The following is a 17169-nucleotide window of genomic DNA, read 5'->3' as shown; positions in this document are numbered from 1 at the left end:
TGCACGTTGCACTCCAATCACTTCGATTTGAATACCTGGCTTTGAAGCCTGCAGCTTAAGTGAAGCGGAGTCTCAGGATTATCAGCTAAGCGACAAAGCTTAGTACGCGCATGGATTGCTTTTATCACTCAACCAGTCGTTAAGAGCAACTTAAGATGAAAACCGTTATTTGTAACTCACTGCAAAGCTTTTGGGATATGGCCGATAACGAGTTCCTGGAAGGGTTGGACGTGCATTGCGTTTTCCCGGTAAGCGAGCAACTTCGGACGTTTATCCTTGAATCAAAACAACGCTACAAGATTCGTACTATTACTTTTACCAAAGCGTTTATCTGACGCGATAAAGGTGCCTGACTGACTCAATGTAGCCATTAAAGACATAGTCACTGACCCAATAGTTAACAGGCAGCCCAAGGGCTGCCTGTTTGTTTTTCCCAGCGCGATACAGCAAAATTCAGGACGCGCTTAAACGCTGCACCAAACCACTGGCACGCTGGGTTTTCAGCTTGATCGCCCGCTTCATCACGCCCATATCACAATACAGTGCCAAACGACGCTTGGCGCGGGTAATACCGGTATAGACCAGCTCACGGGTCAGGATCGGGCTGAATTCCGGCGGTATAATCAGCAGAGTAAAATCAAATTCACTGCCCTGGGATTTATGAATCGTCATCGCATAGGCGGTTTCATGCAGAGGAACCCGGCTTGGCAAGACCGCTTTTACGCTGCCGTCCGGCAGCTCAAAATAGACTTTAAGCCGTTGCTGATCGTCCTGCTCATCGCGCAGGCAGATACCAATATCGCCGTTATATAATCCCAGAGCGTGATCATTGCGGGTCACCATCACCGGGCGACCGCTGTACCAGAGCTCATCCTGAACTTTGATCAGTTTGCGTGCCGCCAGAGCGCGCTCAATCCGCACGTTGAGTCCGGTGACGCCAAAGTCACCCTCGCGCAGCGCGCACAATAGGCGGGTCTGACTGAACAAAGTCAGTACCTCGCGCGCTTTATCGGCCATCGACTCCGCAACGCGATCGGACTCCGCAGCCTGCAACGGCTGACGCAGGCGCTGCAGATACAGCGTATAACCTGTCACCAGCGACTGCAGCATCTGATGGTAATGCTCACTACTGAGCGCAAAATGGGCAATGTCGGCAAAATCTTGCTGCCACACCCGGTCAATCCACATTGCCTGACCGCTGTTGACGGCTTTGGCCAGCTGGCCTATTCCGGAGCGGGCATCGAAGCGGTAACTCTTTTGCAGCATACATAAACTGTCGCTAACCGCTGCGCGGGCACCTGCGGCAATCTCATCCTGACGCGGGTTAAGCGCCGCCGGCATAAATCCGGTTAAGCGCGCCAGCAGCTGACTTTGTTCGGCACTGTAACCCTGCTGCAGAAAAGAGCAGATATCGCCCAGCACCGCACCGGCCTCGACCGAGGCAAGCTGGTCTTTATCGCCAAGCAGGATCAGACGCGCGTGTGCGGGCAACGCATCGACTAATTTGACCATCATAGGCAAATCGACCATTGAGGCTTCATCAACCACCAGCACATCCAGGTGCAGCCGGTTAGCGGCGTGATGACGGAACTCCGCGCTGTCCGGGATAGCCCCCAGCAGCCGGTGGATGGTGCTCGATTCAGTCGGGATCAGCGCTTTAAGTTCCGGCTCCACCGCTAGATCCGCGACAGCTTTGCCGATCGACTCGGTCAGCCGCGCTGCGGCCTTACCGGTCGGCGCCACCAGCTTGATGGCCGAAATATGGCCCTGCTGCTGCGACTGGCTGATCAGCGCCGCAAGCAGTTTGGTCACCGTGGTGGTTTTACCGGTGCCGGGGCCGCCGGAAATCACCGCAAAACGGCGCGTCAGCGCAATCGCCGCCGCCACTTTCTGCCAGTTGAGGCAGTGAGCCTGCGGCACTAAGCTGTCCAGCACGTTCAAATCCGTCAGGCGCGGCGCCCCCTGCAACTTGGCATCAATCGCGTCCCAATCCAGAGCTCCCTCATCGACCACATCCAACAGGTCACACACCAGACGCTGACGCGCGACCTGATTGAGATCCGGGCTGAGCGCCTGATGCAAAAAGCGATAGTCACGGGCAAACAGATTATCCAGCCGCAGACGCAGATTATCGACCTCCGCAGGCTTTAGGATCATGGGTGTCCCAAAGCTCTGTAAGCGCTGCGCCAGAGTCACTTCATAGTGCCAGTAACGATGCAGATACAGCCGTTCACCGTCGTACATCAGCGGCACCGCTTCGCCCTGCACGCCAAGCAAAGTGCACTGCTTAACCAGCTCGGCCCAGTCACAGGCCAGCCATAACTGATTAAGCGGCAGCGCGGCATCCCCAAACAAGCCGAGCCGGGCGGCGAGATCCAGTGCATTGCCCTGCTCATCACGCAGTGGCAGGCAGATATGACCGCGCCCCAGCTCTGCGCTGACCGCTGCCGCCACCAGCAGCAGTACACTGCGCTGCGCCTCACTCAGTTGTCCGGCCGGACACTGCGCGGTTATAAAGCGCGCGAACTGGTAATCGATCTGGCGCAGCCCGCCCTGCTGGCTTAGCTGCTGTAAGGTGGTTTGTACCTCATCAAAGGTCATCATAAATCAAGCTCCATCTGCCCGGCAGAGGTGGTTCGGCTTTGCGGCTCTAATCCACGAATCAAATCATCCAGTTCCTCGAGCATCGCCTGGCTCGGTCTGGCGCTGAAAATACCATGATCCGATTCTCCATCCATGCCACGCAAAAACAAATAATATACCCCGCCGAAATGGCGCTGGTAGTCATAATCGGCAATCCGGCTGCGCAGAAAACGGTGCAGCGCCAGGGCATAGAGCTGGTACTGCAAATCATAGCGGTGCTCGGCCATCGCCTGCTGCAGGCGCGCGCCATGATAGGCGGCCACATCATCACCGAGATGATTGGATTTCCAGTCCAGCACGTAATACTTGCCCTGATGTTCAAACACCAGGTCAATAAAGCCTTTCAGCATGCCCTGTACGGTATAGAAGCAGAGGTCACCGGCCTGAGCCGACAGCGGATCGTGACGCTGCACCACCCGGTTCAACGCGGTTGCGCTCAGCACTTCGATCGGCAGTAAAAATTCCATTTCGGTCAGACGCTGCTCCGGCGATTTCTGATTAAGACGCAGCGCTTTACCGTCCAGCGGCGTGCTGAGCACAGTATCGACCAGCTGCTGCAACACTGGCAGCCACTCGCTGCCGACCTGCTCGCGCTCCATCAAGTCGCTAATAGCCTGGGTATTCAACTCACTGCCGGCAGGCTGGGTAAATTCCACCTCCTCAAACAGCGAGTGCAGAAAGGTGCCCGGCTGGGCGCCGCGCGGAAAGGTGAAAATTGAGCGCTCCGGTTCCGGCAGCCCTTCCTCATCATGTTCATCGGCCGAATCCACATCGAAACCGCCGATTTCCAGCGTGGCATCATGGCTGTGACTGCCCTGTTTGACCAGGCCGGAGTAGCTGGTGATGCGCCATAAACGGTCAATCTCGCGGCTCAGCGTACGCGCGTTCAGCTCAGGCAGACTCTCCTGGCGGGCGACAAACGGCTGCGGCGGCAGCTCCGGCGGCTCACTCGCAGCGACACAGGCCAGCGTATCGACCTGCTGCTGCACGCTGCTGCGCAGCAAATCCAGCCCACCCTGCTCACCATTTTGCAGCAGGTAACCCATCGCGCTTTGGTGTACCCCGGTCGGCTCTTTGCTTGAACGGCCATTGCGCAGTGGTGCCAGGCCGATGAAACAGCCGTACACCGCACGGGTCAGCGCCACATAAATCAGGCGCAGATCTTCTGCCAGGCGCTCTTTGTCAGCCTGCTGCAACGAAGCGTCCTGGGCAGTGATATCCAGCAGAGTCTCACCGCTCGCCGCATCATAATATTTCCCTTCACTCGCTTCGCGGTAACTGAGCACAAACGGCAGAAACACCAGCTCATACTCCAGGCCTTTCGATTTATGAATGGTGACGATCTGAACCAGATTCCGCTCCGACTCAAGGCGCTGAATCGCCTCATCACTGCCGCCCAGCCCCTGCTCGGCATCGACAATCGACTGCGCCAGCCAGCGCAGCAGACCGTGGTCGCTGTCAATCTCCTGCGTCGCCTGCTGCAACAATTCACTGAGATGCATAAAATCTGTCAGTAAGCGCTCGCCATCACTTTCTTCCAGCCAACGTTCAGCGATATGACGCAGACTGAGCACACTACGCAGCATCGGCAACACGCCGCGATCGATCCATAACTGGCGATATTGCTTAAACTCATTGACCGCGTTTTCCCACTCATTCTCATCGTTATTGAGCGCATCCAACTGCTCGGCATTAAGCGCAAACAAGGGCGAAGCCAGCGCGGCACGCATCGCGCGATCATTTTCCGGTGTCAGCACCGCCTGCAGCAAACGCTGCAGATCCGCCGCCACCGCACTGCTGAACACACTATCGCGGTTGGAAAGGTAGACACTGGCAATGCCCTGTCTGGCCAGTGCTTCTTTGATCATCCGCCCTTCATTACCGGTGCGCACCAGCACCGCGATATGACCGGCTTCAATCTGCGCACCGTCACTGAACTTTGCGGCGCCCTGCTGGGCCGCGCTGAGAATATGCTGGATCTGGCTGGCGGTGGCATTGGCCATGGCATCAAAATAGCTGCCTTTGGTGACCGGCGCTTCGGCCTCAAGATGCCAGTAATTGAGCGCCGGCTGCGCCTGACCATCAAGTAACCAGCCACGCTGCGCGGCTTTCGGGCTCGGCTGCACCGGCAGAAACGGAATGTCGTCGTCGTAAATAAACGGGCTGTCCGGGCGTTCAAACACCTGGTTAACGGCGGCCACCATATCCGCGCTCGAGCGCCAGTTAGTACCGAGCGTATAGTGAGCACTTACCTGATTACGGGCACGGATATAGGTAAAGATATCCGCGCCGCGAAAAGCATATATCGCCTGTTTCGGGTCACCGATCATAAACAGCCCGCACTGCGGGTAATCAAGATAGATGCGGCTGAAAATACTGTATTGCAGCGGATCGGTATCCTGGAATTCATCGATCATCGCTACCGGATACAGCGTGCGGATGCGGGCCGCCAGCGTCCCTTGCTCATCGCCGTCCAGCGAGGCCGATAACTGCGTCAGCAGATCATCAAACGACAACCACTGTTTGCTCGCTTTGGCCTTCGCCAGCATGGTACGACAATGGGTAATCGCATGCGCCAGCAGCGGCGCTTCCAGCGTCACCGGCTGGGCGAGGAAACGTTCGATAGCCGCAAACAGCTCGTGCTGCGGCACTGCGCCGGAGGGCGTTTTCTCAGCCAGTACATTCTGGGCAAAGCGCTTTAAGTGCTCCGGCACGTCATAGCCGCTGGTCGGCTGCGCCGCCCAGTGCGACACGGTTTCAATCCATTGGGGCAGGGATTTTTTGGTATAGCTGCGTTTGTTGATGCCGGAACTGGCAATGCAGTCATGTATATCGTCCTGCGCCGCACGCCACTGCGCTTTCAGCGCTTCGATGCGTTGCAGATTGTCCTGATGCAGGGCCGCGAGATCGCCGTCCATCACCGGTGTGGTCAGTTTAAGCGGCGAGCCGGTCAGATAGCCGCCGATTTTCTCCAGCAAGGCCGCCGGTGATGCCCACAGGCGGCGCACTTCGGCGGCCAGATGCAGCGGCAGCGGATAGAACTGGCGCCGCCAGTAATCGGCCACCACCTGAGCTTTGAGATGGCTTTCATCGGTGACAAATTCATTATTAAAACGGCTGCCCGACTCAAACGCATTCTGGGTCAGCATACGCTGGCAGAAACCATGGATGGTATACACCGCGGCTTCATCCATCTGCCGCTCCGCATTGAGCAGCAGACTGGCCGCCTGGCGGTGGTCGCTCACTTCCTCAAGCAGGGGGGCAATCACAGGATCGCTGCTCACCCCGCGGCTGAATGCCAGACGCGCATCGTGAATCCGGGCCCGGATCCGATCTCGCAGCTCGGCCGTGGCCGCTTCGGTAAAAGTCACCACCAGGATCTGGTCAACCGTCAGCGGCACCGCATGCCGGGTTGCTTCGTCCAGTCCGTCAAATCCGGCCTCATGGCCGTGCCCCAGCAACAAACGCAGATAGAGACCGGCGATGGTAAAGGTTTTACCAGTCCCGGCAGATGCTTCAATCAAACGGGCGCCATGCAAGGGAAAACGCATGGTTTCCAGCGGTGTTGCCGTGATGTGGGAAGTGACACTCATGGTCTGATGCATCCTCAGTTGATGATTGACCACCCATTTCCGCTGCCGGGTAAACAGAGGATTATGTGATCCAAATTATAAAAATGTATGTATTTATGTAAATTTTTGTTTTAGCGCAAGGTAATGAGATCTGACTCACGATACGCACCAAGTTGGCACACTATACTGCACCCCATTGATGCAAGCCCGCCATACACCATCCGGTGAGCTCGCACTCCACCGCATTCTGTTTCAAACGACTACTGTTTCAAACGACTACTGCTTTAAACAAACGAATAATGGTCCCTCTGACCTGTGGCCGTACAGCGAACGCCCTACACTATAATGATTTTCTGGCGGCCACCCACTCTTACCCATTACTCTCTCTCCGCACTGTCTGTCAGTTGCAGCCTTGGCGCCTGAAACACCAGGCTTGCCAGCATACGTACCTGCTGCGCCAGTTCCTCATTCCATTGCGGCCATAAGCGCGCAATGTAAGCATCGTTACCTTCACCATGACTCATAAAGCCGTCATTAAAGGTATCTGCCATCTTCTTCAGTGCTTTCTCTTCGTCATCCACCCACTTACCGCGGCTGAAGCCGGCTTCAATACCCGCCTGCACCGTTTTAGGGAAATAAGGCAGCGGCTCGGTCATGCCCTGATAGAACAAGCGCACCAATTCATTGAGCTGCGCCGTCGCAAGGCTCTGACTCTGCTCAGCCGATTCACCGAGCGGCGGCAGCACCTGGTGCACCACGCCCTCTTTACGGTCATAACCGATCAAATGGGTGGTCACCCTGTGCCCCATGGCGGCAGCGGCCAGATGATCAATCCAGGCAGCGAGAATGTCCTGCGAGCGAATCGAGCCGCTGCGATAACGCACCAGCCCCGACTGAAAACAGCGTGTCAGCCAGCCGGTTAACTGCACCGGGCGCGATTCGCCCAGTCCATCCAGCGTGAGGTTGACCTCGCGGTCATCGAGCGGCGCCTGACACAGGTAATGGATTTTTTCCACCAGCTCTTCCGCCTGAACCCGGTTGGTTTCAAATTCCAGCTCACCAAAGGCGCCGACCGGCAGTTTACCCTGGGCGCGCTGCTGCTGATTAAACTCAGCCAGCACTGCCTGACGTTTCTCTTCATCCGCCGCACCGAGCAGGTTTTCCAGCAGCGCATCTCGCAGCTGATAGCTGGCCAGCCCGCCGAGGGCAAACGGCTCATCATCTTCCATCACCGGCAGCGGCGGCTCAAACACCACTTTAAGACGGCGGTTGAAAAAATAGCGCACCGGCAAACGCCAGAAGCGCTGCAGCTCAACCAGATCCAGCTCGAGCGGATAAACCACATCGAGCAGGTAATCCTCCAGCGCGCGCTGAAATTGTCCGCCCGGCTGGCCCTGGCGCAGTGCAGCCGGTAACCATTCACGGGCGTAGCTGCCAACATCAGACAAAAACGCCTGCGGGCTGAATGGCACCATGGCATGGCTGAAATGGATTTGATCCACCAGACGCTGGCCCGATTCGTCACACGGCAATGCGCTGTCAGTCACCAGGCAGTAATTCTGCTGACAATATTCCAGCAGCTCACTGACCAGTACTGACGGCACGCGCACGGTATTATCCTGGATCGAACGGCCGACGTAACTGATGTACAAGGTCTGCTGGGCCGACAACATCGCCTCCAGGAACAGGTAACGGTCATCATCACGCCGTGAGCGATCGCCGGGACGGGTGCGGCCATTCATCAAATCGAAACCTTCCGGCGGCATCGAACGCGGGTAGACGCCGTCATTCATGCCGAGCAGACACACCACGCCAAACGGAATCGAACGCATCGGCATCAGGGTACAGAAGTTGACCTGGCCGGCCAAAAAGCGCTGACTGACCCGGGTGCCGGACAGTTTATCGTGCAGGTACTGGCTGATAATAGCCGGCGCGATATCCTGCTGGTAACCGGCATCGCTGAGCTGCTCTTTCAGCGCCGCCAAGGTATCGCGAATCGATTTAAGCGCCATCTCCCCTTCCAGCTCGACACTGAAACAATCATCCAGTAGCGCGGAGAGCCGTTCACGCCAGGCATCGATCGACTGGGTCTTGGCCAACTCGCTGCGGTAATGGCTGATGGTGTCGATAAAGTGCGCCAGCTTACCGGCCAGCTCGGCACTCATGCCCTGCACTTCATTGTAAGGAGCCAGCATCTGCGCACCATTATCAAACAGACCGGCCGAGGTCGGCATCGCATAGCCCAGCAACATACGGGCAATACCGAACTGCCAGGTATTCTGGCCGGTGGGCGGCAGCTCAAACTCACTCGCGGTGCTGTCATTCAGCCCCCAGCGGATACCGGACTCTTCCACCCAGCGCTTGGCAATCTCGAATTCACTGGTATCGAGGGCAAAACGCGCCATCATGGCCGGTGTTTCGAGCAGCTCCAGCAGCTCAGAAGCGAGACAGCGCGACTGAGGCAGATTGACCAGCTGCATGAAGGCGTTGAGGATCGGGCTTTCCTGATCGGCGGTACGATCCGAAATGGAATACGGGATAAAACGCTCGCCCGGCGCGTTACCGAACACCGCCTGAATGTAAGGGCTGTAAGCGTTGATATCTGCCACCATTACAATCACGTCGCGTGGTTTGAGGTCCGGATCGCGGTCAAACATCGCCAGCAGCTCGTCGTGCAGCACTTCCACTTCCCGCATCGGACTGTGGCAGGCGTGCAGAGTCAGCGAGCGATCGCCGCTTGCCACCTGCGCTTTATGCGCGCTGCTTTCCAGCAAACGGTCATCCTGATGCTCTGCGAGATGGAGAATATCGGCCTGCAGCTGATGGAGCAGGCTATCGCGCTCAACCTCAATAAACAGTTCGTGCTCTTCATTCTCGCTCTGTGCCAGCAGATAAAGGTTATCGCGCCCGAGTTTACCGAGCGACGCGAGCAGGCTGTTACCCACCGCCTGCGCGGTGTGCAGTTCATCCTCCTGCGGATAGTCATCCAGGCTGCCTTTGAGCGGTGAGACCTCCGCACTGACTTCGACCCGGTCACCATCAAGCGCCAGCCGCTTGCGACGCTGGTTTTCGACCCGGGCGAGATATTTACGATCGCGAATGTCACCCCAGTAGTGCTGGCAAGGGTTGGTAAACATCAGATGGACATCGATGTGCTCCCCGAGTGCTTTCAGTGCGTCCATATAGCGCGGCGGCAACGCCGAAATACCAAAGATAAACAGCCGCTTAGGCAGTTTATTCAGCCACTCCTGACTGAGGCCAGGCGCGGCCAGCGCATCAATAAAACTCTGATACAGATTGGCACGGTGATAATGCGACTGGCCCTGCTCCAGGGTGTAATCGTAGAGCGCTTTCCACAGCAGCGGCTGCCACGGGTGTTCACCGTCGATTTCGGCCACATCCAGCCCCGCTTCCCAGCTGGCAATCCAGTCGGGACGGTACACCAGGTAGCCATCGAAGATATCGGCGATTTTTTCCGCCAGCTGATACAGCTTGGACTGATCGCTGTCATCCTGCAGATAGCGGCGCAGCGGCACGAATTCGTCCTGACCGAGCATGCCCGGCAACAGCTCCATCAGCTTCCAGGTCATCGCCTCTTTGTTAAAAGCACTGCGTTTCGGTACGTCCGGCAACACATGGGTAAACATCTCCCAGATGAAGGTGGCCGGCAGCGGAAAATCAATATTGGCGGCCACGCCCAGCTCCTGCGCCAAAGCCATTTTCAGCCACTGCGACATCCCCGGGCTCTGCACCAGAATCTGCTCTTTGGCAAAGGGATTGGCCAGCGGATCATTTTTAATCAGATGCACCAGCAGGATTTTCAGCGTATCAACTTTATTGGAGTGGTAAACGGTAAACACAAGGCACTCACGCAGCTCTAACCATAATAATATTCAGATTATCATAAGCATGCCCGGCTGTACGGGATAGAGTGCGCAAAGGGTTAAGCAATACGCAATTTGCCGTGCTTGTAACCGGTCAGATATACTGAACCTATTCTGATTGATGTTAAACACAACTAAACCTATGGCTGCCAATATTTCGCTCAAGCAATTGCGGGTCTTTACCACCGTCACCCAATATAAAACCCTGACTGCCGCCAGCGAGATGCTGTTCCTGTCCAAAGCTGCGGTTAGCATGGCGTTATCGGAGCTGGAAAAACAGCTCGGCCACGCGCTGTTTGACCGGGTCAATAACCGCCTGATCCTCAACCAGGAAGGGCAAAAACTGCTGCCGCTGGCCGATGAACTGCTCAGCCGCGCCAGAGATCTCGACCAACTGTTTAACGACAACCAGACCCTGTCCGGCCAGTTACGTATCGGTGCCAGTGATACGATTGGCAATCAGGTCGCGCCCTATCTGCTCAGTGCCTTCCGGGATAAATTTGACCATCATTCACAAAGCCTGTTTATTGGCAATTCGGCACTGATTTGCGAGAAACTGGTCGACTATGAGCTGGATATTGCACTGATTGAGGGGAAAACCCTGCACCCGCAACTGATGTCGACCCAGTTCAGCCAGGATGAAATGTGCATCGTCTGCGCGCCGCATCATCCGCTGGCTGCACAAGACAAAGTATTGCTGCGTGATTTCGAGCAGAGTGACTGGGTACTGCGTGAAGCGGGCTCAGGCTCACGTGAGTTTTTCCTGCGCGCGATTGCGCCGCGTATCGAGCAGTGGCATGAAGCGTTTGAACTCAATACCACCGAAGCGCTGATCAACAGCGTTTCGGCCGGACTGGGCTTTGGCTGCCTGTCGCGCCTTGCCGCCAAAAGCGCCATTAATGATGGCCGCATCAAGGTGCTCAATGTCCCGCTCGACATGAAACGCCGCTTCTGGGTCCTGGTACATAAAGAGAAATACCAGAGCCCGCTGCTACAACGTTTCATCGAATTCTGCCATCACTGGCAAGGCTGATTCAGACTGTTCATCCGCACTTAAGCACACGCCACAGTTTTCGCACTGTGGCTGGACTTCTGATTGCAAAAACTGTATAAAAAGCCAGTAATTTATTAGCAAAATGTAGAGGATGAACCATGGCTGTCATCGTTAAGTACGTGGTGGAACGCAACGGAGAAGAGAAAATGACTTTTACCTCGAAAGCCGAAGCTGACGCATATGACAAAATGCTGGACATGGCGGACGAGCTGTTCGAACTGCTGGGTAAAAGTGAACTGGTAGAAGACGAAAGCAAACAGGAAGAGCTGGCCATGTATCTGGCCCAGAACAAAGAAGAAGTTCTGTATGCCCTGGGTGCCAAACGTAAACCGACACCAAAGAAACCTAAAGCCGTCAAAGACGATCAAGCTGTCGACGACGCCGCTTAATCCAATCCCAAACCGCTGTTGTTGTTTTCCGGCTTAAGTCGTTGCTTTTCGGCTTTAGCGGGTAAACCGGTAGCGGTTTTTTTATTTTTTTCATGCAATTAACACGCAAAACCAGCATCACTACCGGCTAATTCCATCTAAAGAGATATGTCTCTCATCAGACAAAAAGTATCGTTCTACGGACGGATCCCCGCTTTGCACTTTCCTCACCGGGTGACTCTCTTTATGATGAGCTTAATCGTTTTGAGCGAATCATTTTTAAACAGACAGCAGCGCTCAACCTGCTGTAAACCGGATTACTAATTATAAAGTTTATGGAGACCAACATGGCAAACTTTGCACTTGGCTTTGGCAGCGCGACCAAAAACCGCGACGGTAAAATCATTGAAGCTTTCTTCCCTGCCCCAATTCTGAACCCAAGCGACAAGCTGATTGCCGATGTAGCAGCGGTTGCAGGCTACAGCGCAGGTAACCAGGCCATCGAAATCAGCGCAGAGCAGAGTGCCCAACTGGCACAAGCTTTCGCCGCCAACGAGCAGGCAGCAAATGCATCATTTGCAGAAAAAGCCGCCGCTTCAGCGCAGCCACTGGTACTGGTTGTACTGGCAGCAGACGAGCAACCACAGAGCGTGGCAGAAGGTTTCCTGAAACTGCAACTGATCTCAAACCGCCTGGTTCAGCCACACGGCATCATCCTGGATGGTATCTTCGGTCTGCTGCACAACATCGCATGGACGAACGAAGGTCCTATCGACCTGCCTGAACTGGCTGATCGTCAAATCGAAGCGCGCCTGGCTGGCCGTGCTCTGAGCGTCGATTGTGTAGACAAATTCCCTAAAATGGTGGATTACGTGGTACCAACTGGTATCCGTATCGCTGACACGTCTCGTGTCCGTCTTGGCGCGCACGTCGGCGAAGGCACCACAGTGATGCACGAAGGCTTCATCAACTTCAACGCTGGCACCACCGGTGTGAGCATGGTTGAAGGCCGTATCTCTGCTGGCGTACTGGTCGGTAACGGCTCGGATATCGGCGGCGGCGCATCTATCATGGGTACCCTGTCTGGCGGCGGTAAAGTGGTGGTTTCTATCGGTGAAAACTCGCTGCTGGGCGCCAACTCTGGTCTGGGCTTCCCGCTGGGTGACCGTTGTACGGTTGAATCGGGTCTGTATGTAACGGCAGGCACGAAAGTGCGCATGCTGGACAACCAGGGCAACGAAGTTGAAATCGTCAAAGCACGTGATCTGGCTGGCGTTTCTGACCTGCTGTTCCGTCGCAACTCTCAAACCGGTCAGGTTGAGTGTCTGGCGAACAAATCTGCGGTTGAGCTGAACAGCGAGCTGCACAGCAACAACTAAGGATCACTCCTTGATGATTAATGAGGCTGGCCATAGGGCCGGCCTTTTGTTTGTCCGCTCTTGCGGCTTACGTTGTTCTGCCCTTCCTTTGGTTTACCCTTCATTTACGCAGCCTGCTGAAAATTGGCGTTTTTCTCTCAATCGGTTATCATTAACCATGTTCCTATATAAAGTGGAACACACAACTGTTGCTTCGTATAACCCCACTGATAAGGTGTGGGGGTCTCTACCAGAATCCGTAAAATTCTGATTACGAAGAGTTAAGCGCATGATCGCTTTTCTCTTTGTATGGCCCGACACCACTGCCCAAGGCGAAAAGCGATTAATCTCTGTTCACTCACGCTGACCATACAGTCCGGTATTGGCGGCAGAACAGGCCAACTTTTTGATTAAGAGCCGATATATGAAAGAATTTATTCAGCAACTGCCAAAAGTAGAGCTCCACCTCCACATCGAAGGTTCACTGGAACCTGAACTGATGTTCAAACTCGCTCAGCGTAACCACATCGACATCCCGTTTGCTTCCCCCGAAGAAGTGCGCACCGCCTATCAGTTTTCTAACCTGCAGTCTTTTCTCGATATCTATTATCAGGGCGCCAATGTGCTGATCCATGAGCAGGACTTTTTCGATCTGACCTGGGAATACCTGCTGCGTTGTCAGCAGGATAACGTGATGCACACCGAGATCTTTTTCGATCCCCAGACGCACACCGCGCGCGGCATTGCGTTTGAAACCGTACTGAACGGCATCGTCGCCGCTCTCAATAAAGCAGAGCAGGAGCTCGGCATTACCAGCCAGATCATCATGTGTTTCCTGCGTCACCTGAGTGAAGACGAAGCGCTACAGACCCTGGAACTGGCCCTGCCGTATAAAGATAAAATTGTCGGTGTTGGTCTGGATTCCTCCGAACAAGGTCACCCGCCGGAGAAATTCAGCCGCGTGTTTGCCAAAGCGCGTGCGGCCGGCTTTATTGCCGTCGCCCACGCCGGCGAGGAGGGCCCAGCGCTCAATATCCGCAACGCGATTGATCTGCTCGGTGTACAACGGGTTGATCACGGCGTGCGCTGCGTTGAAGATGCCGCCCTGGTGGAAGAGCTGAAACAGACCCGCATGCCGCTGACCGTATGTCCGCTCTCCAATCTGAAACTGAAAGTATTCCAGCACATGACTGAGCACAACATCGTCGAACTGCTGCGCCAGGGGCTGTGCGTCACCATTAACTCAGACGACCCGGCCTACTTTGGCGGCTACATGACCGACAACTTCCTGGCGGTCTCTGATGCGCACAGCATGACCCATCAGGAGCTGGCCCAGTTCACCCGCAATGCGATTGAAGCCAGCTTTATCTCTGCAACAGAAAAAGCGCGCATGAACCTTAAGGTAGACGCCATACTAGAACAGCACTCTTTATAATCTTAACCATCAAATTTGAGTAAGGGTCGTCATATTGACTGCCCTTCTATTTCAGGAACTGATTAGGCTGCTTAACCAAGTTAATCACCTGTTGGCGTTTGTGAATATTCAGTTTTTTGTAAATTTTATACACATGGGTTTTTACTGTACTTTCTGCCAAAAATAAGCTCTCCGCTATTCCGCTGTTTGACTTACCTTGCGCCACTAATTGTAAAATTTGCTTCTCACGGTTAGACAATTGACTGAAACTGCTTGGTTCTTTATGCTCATGGGAACGTAGATGGTCAATCATTTTCTCCAAGTAATGGCGTGGAAACCATAATCCACCAGCCAAGATACATCGGACACAATTGACTAATTGCTCTACTGAAGTGTTTTTAAACAAAATGCCTTTCAAGAAGGTCCATTGGGGAAAAAATATGTTAAACATATCATTAGGTATATTATAAATTAAAAATCTAATTTCAAGTTGATCAAAGTCAGGCAAAAGATCTTGTTCATATAGATATAGAAAGTACTCATACTCAACTAGAACCATATCCACTTGTTGTACATGTATACTATCTAAAAATCGCTTCCCTTCACAAATTATAAGCTCCCCTGCCCCTCCAAGCTTGAGTTGCTGTTCTATCAAACTGCTCTGCAGGTTATGTTCTGCCAATATAATTAAAGGATTGTTTTCCATAACATTATTACAAATATCCTTAGCCATGAAATTAATTATAAAAATTTTAAGTTAATTTTCATAACATTATAGAACACCAAACCAAGTTATGCCGAAATATTAAAATCAACAGATTTCAAAATAGACCATATAGTCATATCACTACCAAAATATAAAATAAAATCCATTATAATCAATAAATTAAAGATATCTCATCACATATTTAACACCAAAATGACAATATGCAACCAAAGGTAGTATTATCCACTACAACTTTTATCCTATTTTTTAATACTATTCTCATACAATTAAAAGGATAAAAAAATATTTCATTTACAATCAATGGAATAACAATATTTTTTTAACTTAAAATAATTAAACGCATAGAAGTACTTGATCATTCTTTTTCCGGTCTAAATTATGAGACACCTAGTTTTTAGCATTTATCTACAATAAGTTTGCTTCGGATAAAAAATGTCTGGAGTTAGGAGTAGTAGTTCAATCTAAAGTTCGACAATATTGAATATCGGAGATAGAAAAATGCAAGTAAAAAATTCAACTCTAGCACTTATTATTGCATCACTATTTTTGTCTGGCTCTGCACTTGCGAGTGGTGGACATGATAGAAATAGTAACGGTGGTATTGAAGACAGTTTTAATACTGAAGATAGTTTCAATACCGATCTTGACTACAACAAAACCAATTCGTTTAATTCAAACGAAACCAATACAACTAACACGACTAATACCACTACAAATACCTCCAGTACAAATGAGGGCAACGACAACAGTAGCTGGGATTCCGAAATGAACATGAACAGCTGGATGTTTGTTAAAAAAGAATCTACTGATATTAGCATTGATGTCGATACTGTCATTGCAGAAAGTGCTTTGAGTGCCGAAGTAACAGGAAACACCGTAAGTTACGGAGCCAGTAGCTCACCAGCTTCGTCACGTGGGTTCGGCCGGGGTCATGGCCATGATAACGATGACAGTTGCTGCGGCGGTTTAACCGTCACACACACTAACTCGTTGAGTGGCTTTGATGGTGCAGCTGGTATCAATGTTGTTGGTCAAAATGCGGGTAACAACAGTTTGGTGCAACAAGCGATTTCAACTAACGCATCTGTATTTACCAACTAGGTTCTTTGGCTAGCAGGAGACAGCAATGCGTATTGCACTGATTGCCTTGAGTGCGATGGCAGCACTATCCGCTAATGCCGATGATATTGTCATGTCTACTAACGAGTTATCCGATGCAGTTTTGGGTAACTCGAGAGGTGGCCAATATTACATCGACATAGAGAACGTATCAGCTTCATCTGACATCTATGGAACAAGCACTGGTAATACTGCTAATAACTCTGTGACCGGCAACAACATAATGACTGCTGGTGCATTGGCTGGCAGTTCAGGTATAAACAGTGTTATCCAGAACAGTGGCAATAATGTACTGATACAAAACTCAACGGTCGTAAACCTAACACTCAAATAACTAGATGAATATGAAAGTATGGCATTACTCATTATGGGCGGCACTGGCACTGTCAGCATCCGCCCATTCTTTAGACTTTCTACCTAATCGTGGGCTATATTCCGTGCCGGTTAAAAGCTATAAAGAAATGTTGTTTGGCGATGTTTATCGACAACAATATGATTTTAGCTGTGGTTCAGCCGCAGTGGCTTCACTTCTGACTTATCATTACGAAACTCCAGTATCCGAACAGGATATTTTTAAAGTCATGTTCGATAACGGCGATCGGGCCGTAATTGAACAAAAAGGATTTTCTCTTTTTGATATGAAGAAGTATTTGGAGTCAAAAGGTTTTCGTGCTGATGGGTTTAACATTAGTCTAGAAAAAATCCGTGATGTAGGAGTACCAGGCATAACTCTAGTCAACTTCGATGGTTATCAACACTTTGTTGTCGTCAAAGGAATTAGTAATAACTCCATTATTGTAGGGGACCCGTCACGTGGGACCTTAAAAATGGACTTTGAACGCTTCAAACAATATTACCAGGGCGTGGTTTTACTTATACGGAACTATGCAGAAGTAGGCAGAGAGAGCTTTATCACCTCTGATGATTTCTCAGTACATACACCGTCACCTTTAGCAACTGGTGTTCGTCGAGAGTCACTAGGGATATTCAGTATTACCCTACCAGAAGCGGGTGAGTATTAGCCATTAAG

12 protein-coding genes and 1 riboswitch are annotated in these 17169 nt (G+C 52.4%); of the genes, 8 read left to right on the top strand and 4 right to left on the bottom strand.

Going from position 1 to position 17169, the window contains the following annotated elements; genetic code table 11:
• Nucleotides 1-155 precede the first annotated feature (155 nt).
• The gene (locus J0X00_RS15190; protein ID WP_136483437.1) at nt 156-335 is read left to right on the top strand and encodes a hypothetical protein; all 180 of its coding nucleotides are present in this window, start codon (nt 156-158) and stop codon (nt 333-335) included.
• A gap of 118 nt (nt 336-453) precedes the next feature.
• On the opposite strand, the gene recD is transcribed toward J0X00_RS15190, so the two are convergent.
• The 3 genes from recD to recC all read right to left on the bottom strand — a co-directional run bounded on the left by recD (nt 454) and on the right by recC (nt 10075).
• Entirely contained in the window at nt 454-2601 is a 2148-nt protein-coding gene (recD, locus tag J0X00_RS15185) for an exodeoxyribonuclease V subunit alpha (protein ID WP_282478302.1), read from the bottom strand.
• Nucleotides 2601-6236, bottom strand: coding sequence for an exodeoxyribonuclease V subunit beta (recB, locus tag J0X00_RS15180; RefSeq protein ID WP_282477135.1), 3636 nt, complete (start codon nt 6234-6236; stop codon nt 2601-2603). The genes recD and recB overlap by 1 nt, the downstream gene beginning before the upstream one ends.
• Nucleotides 6237-6592: 356 nt before the next feature.
• Nucleotides 6593-10075, bottom strand: coding sequence for an exodeoxyribonuclease V subunit gamma (gene recC, locus J0X00_RS15175; RefSeq protein ID WP_282477134.1), 3483 nt, complete (start codon nt 10073-10075; stop codon nt 6593-6595).
• A 166-nt stretch (nt 10076-10241) separates the two neighbouring features.
• On the opposite strand from recC, the gene J0X00_RS15170 reads away from it, so the two are divergent.
• From J0X00_RS15170 to J0X00_RS15155, 4 genes are all read left to right on the top strand, one after another.
• Nucleotides 10242-11132, top strand: a complete 891-nt coding sequence (locus J0X00_RS15170; protein ID WP_282478301.1) for a LysR family transcriptional regulator — start codon at nt 10242-10244, stop codon at nt 11130-11132.
• A gap of 119 nt (nt 11133-11251) precedes the next feature.
• Entirely contained in the window at nt 11252-11542 is a 291-nt protein-coding gene (locus J0X00_RS15165; protein WP_136483432.1) for a YebG family protein, read from the top strand.
• A 326-nt stretch (nt 11543-11868) separates the two neighbouring features.
• The gene (gene dapD / locus J0X00_RS15160; RefSeq protein ID WP_136483431.1) at nt 11869-12900 is read left to right on the top strand and encodes a 2,3,4,5-tetrahydropyridine-2,6-dicarboxylate N-succinyltransferase; all 1032 of its coding nucleotides are present in this window, start codon (nt 11869-11871) and stop codon (nt 12898-12900) included.
• A gap of 173 nt (nt 12901-13073) precedes the next feature.
• A riboswitch (purine riboswitch) is annotated at nt 13074-13173 on the top strand.
• Nucleotides 13174-13303: 130 nt separating this feature from the next.
• Entirely contained in the window at nt 13304-14314 is a 1011-nt protein-coding gene (locus J0X00_RS15155) for an adenosine deaminase (protein ID WP_282477133.1), read from the top strand.
• Between the two features lie 46 nt (nt 14315-14360).
• On the opposite strand, the gene J0X00_RS15150 is transcribed toward J0X00_RS15155, so the two are convergent.
• Nucleotides 14361-15026, bottom strand: a complete 666-nt coding sequence (locus J0X00_RS15150) for a response regulator transcription factor (protein ID WP_282477132.1) — start codon at nt 15024-15026, stop codon at nt 14361-14363.
• 492 nt (nt 15027-15518) lie between these two features.
• Between J0X00_RS15150 and J0X00_RS15145 the strand changes: the two genes are divergently transcribed.
• From J0X00_RS15145 to J0X00_RS15135, 3 genes are read left to right on the top strand one after another with little or no spacing between them, the layout of a single operon-like run.
• Nucleotides 15519-16121, top strand: a complete 603-nt coding sequence (locus J0X00_RS15145) for a hypothetical protein (RefSeq protein WP_282477131.1) — start codon at nt 15519-15521, stop codon at nt 16119-16121.
• Nucleotides 16122-16146: 25 nt separating this feature from the next.
• On the top strand, nt 16147-16473 hold the full coding sequence (locus J0X00_RS15140) for a carbon storage regulator (RefSeq protein WP_282477130.1): 327 nt from the start codon (nt 16147-16149) through the stop codon (nt 16471-16473).
• Between the two features lie 10 nt (nt 16474-16483).
• Nucleotides 16484-17161, top strand: coding sequence for a C39 family peptidase (locus J0X00_RS15135; protein ID WP_282477129.1), 678 nt, complete (start codon nt 16484-16486; stop codon nt 17159-17161).
• Nucleotides 17162-17169: the final 8 nt, after the last annotated feature.

The sequence above is a fragment of the Vibrio sp. ABG19 genome (genome assembly GCF_029962385.1).
GTDB classification, from domain to species: Bacteria; Pseudomonadota; Gammaproteobacteria; order Enterobacterales; family Vibrionaceae; genus Vibrio; species Vibrio ostreae.
This window is presented reverse-complemented; position numbering and strand designations above follow the sequence as displayed.

What these genes read in the sequence shown, in the direction of transcription:
- J0X00_RS15190 (WP_136483437.1), top strand. Translation starts at nt 156, where the DNA reads ATGAAAACCGTTATTTGTAACTCACTGCAAAGCTTTTGGGATATGGCC.
- recD (WP_282478302.1), bottom strand. Translation starts at nt 2,601, where the DNA reads ATGACCTTTGATGAGGTACAAACCACCTTACAGCAGCTAAGCCAGCAG.
- recB (WP_282477135.1), bottom strand. Translation starts at nt 6,236, where the DNA reads ATGAGTGTCACTTCCCACATCACGGCAACACCGCTGGAAACCATGCGT.
- J0X00_RS15170 (WP_282478301.1), top strand. Translation starts at nt 10,242, where the DNA reads ATGGCTGCCAATATTTCGCTCAAGCAATTGCGGGTCTTTACCACCGTC.
- J0X00_RS15165 (WP_136483432.1), top strand. Translation starts at nt 11,252, where the DNA reads ATGGCTGTCATCGTTAAGTACGTGGTGGAACGCAACGGAGAAGAGAAA.
- dapD (WP_136483431.1), top strand. Translation starts at nt 11,869, where the DNA reads ATGGCAAACTTTGCACTTGGCTTTGGCAGCGCGACCAAAAACCGCGAC.
- J0X00_RS15155 (WP_282477133.1), top strand. Translation starts at nt 13,304, where the DNA reads ATGAAAGAATTTATTCAGCAACTGCCAAAAGTAGAGCTCCACCTCCAC.
- J0X00_RS15150 (WP_282477132.1), bottom strand. Translation starts at nt 15,026, where the DNA reads ATGGCTAAGGATATTTGTAATAATGTTATGGAAAACAATCCTTTAATT.
- J0X00_RS15145 (WP_282477131.1), top strand. Translation starts at nt 15,519, where the DNA reads ATGCAAGTAAAAAATTCAACTCTAGCACTTATTATTGCATCACTATTT.
- J0X00_RS15140 (WP_282477130.1), top strand. Translation starts at nt 16,147, where the DNA reads ATGCGTATTGCACTGATTGCCTTGAGTGCGATGGCAGCACTATCCGCT.
- J0X00_RS15135 (WP_282477129.1), top strand. Translation starts at nt 16,484, where the DNA reads ATGAAAGTATGGCATTACTCATTATGGGCGGCACTGGCACTGTCAGCA.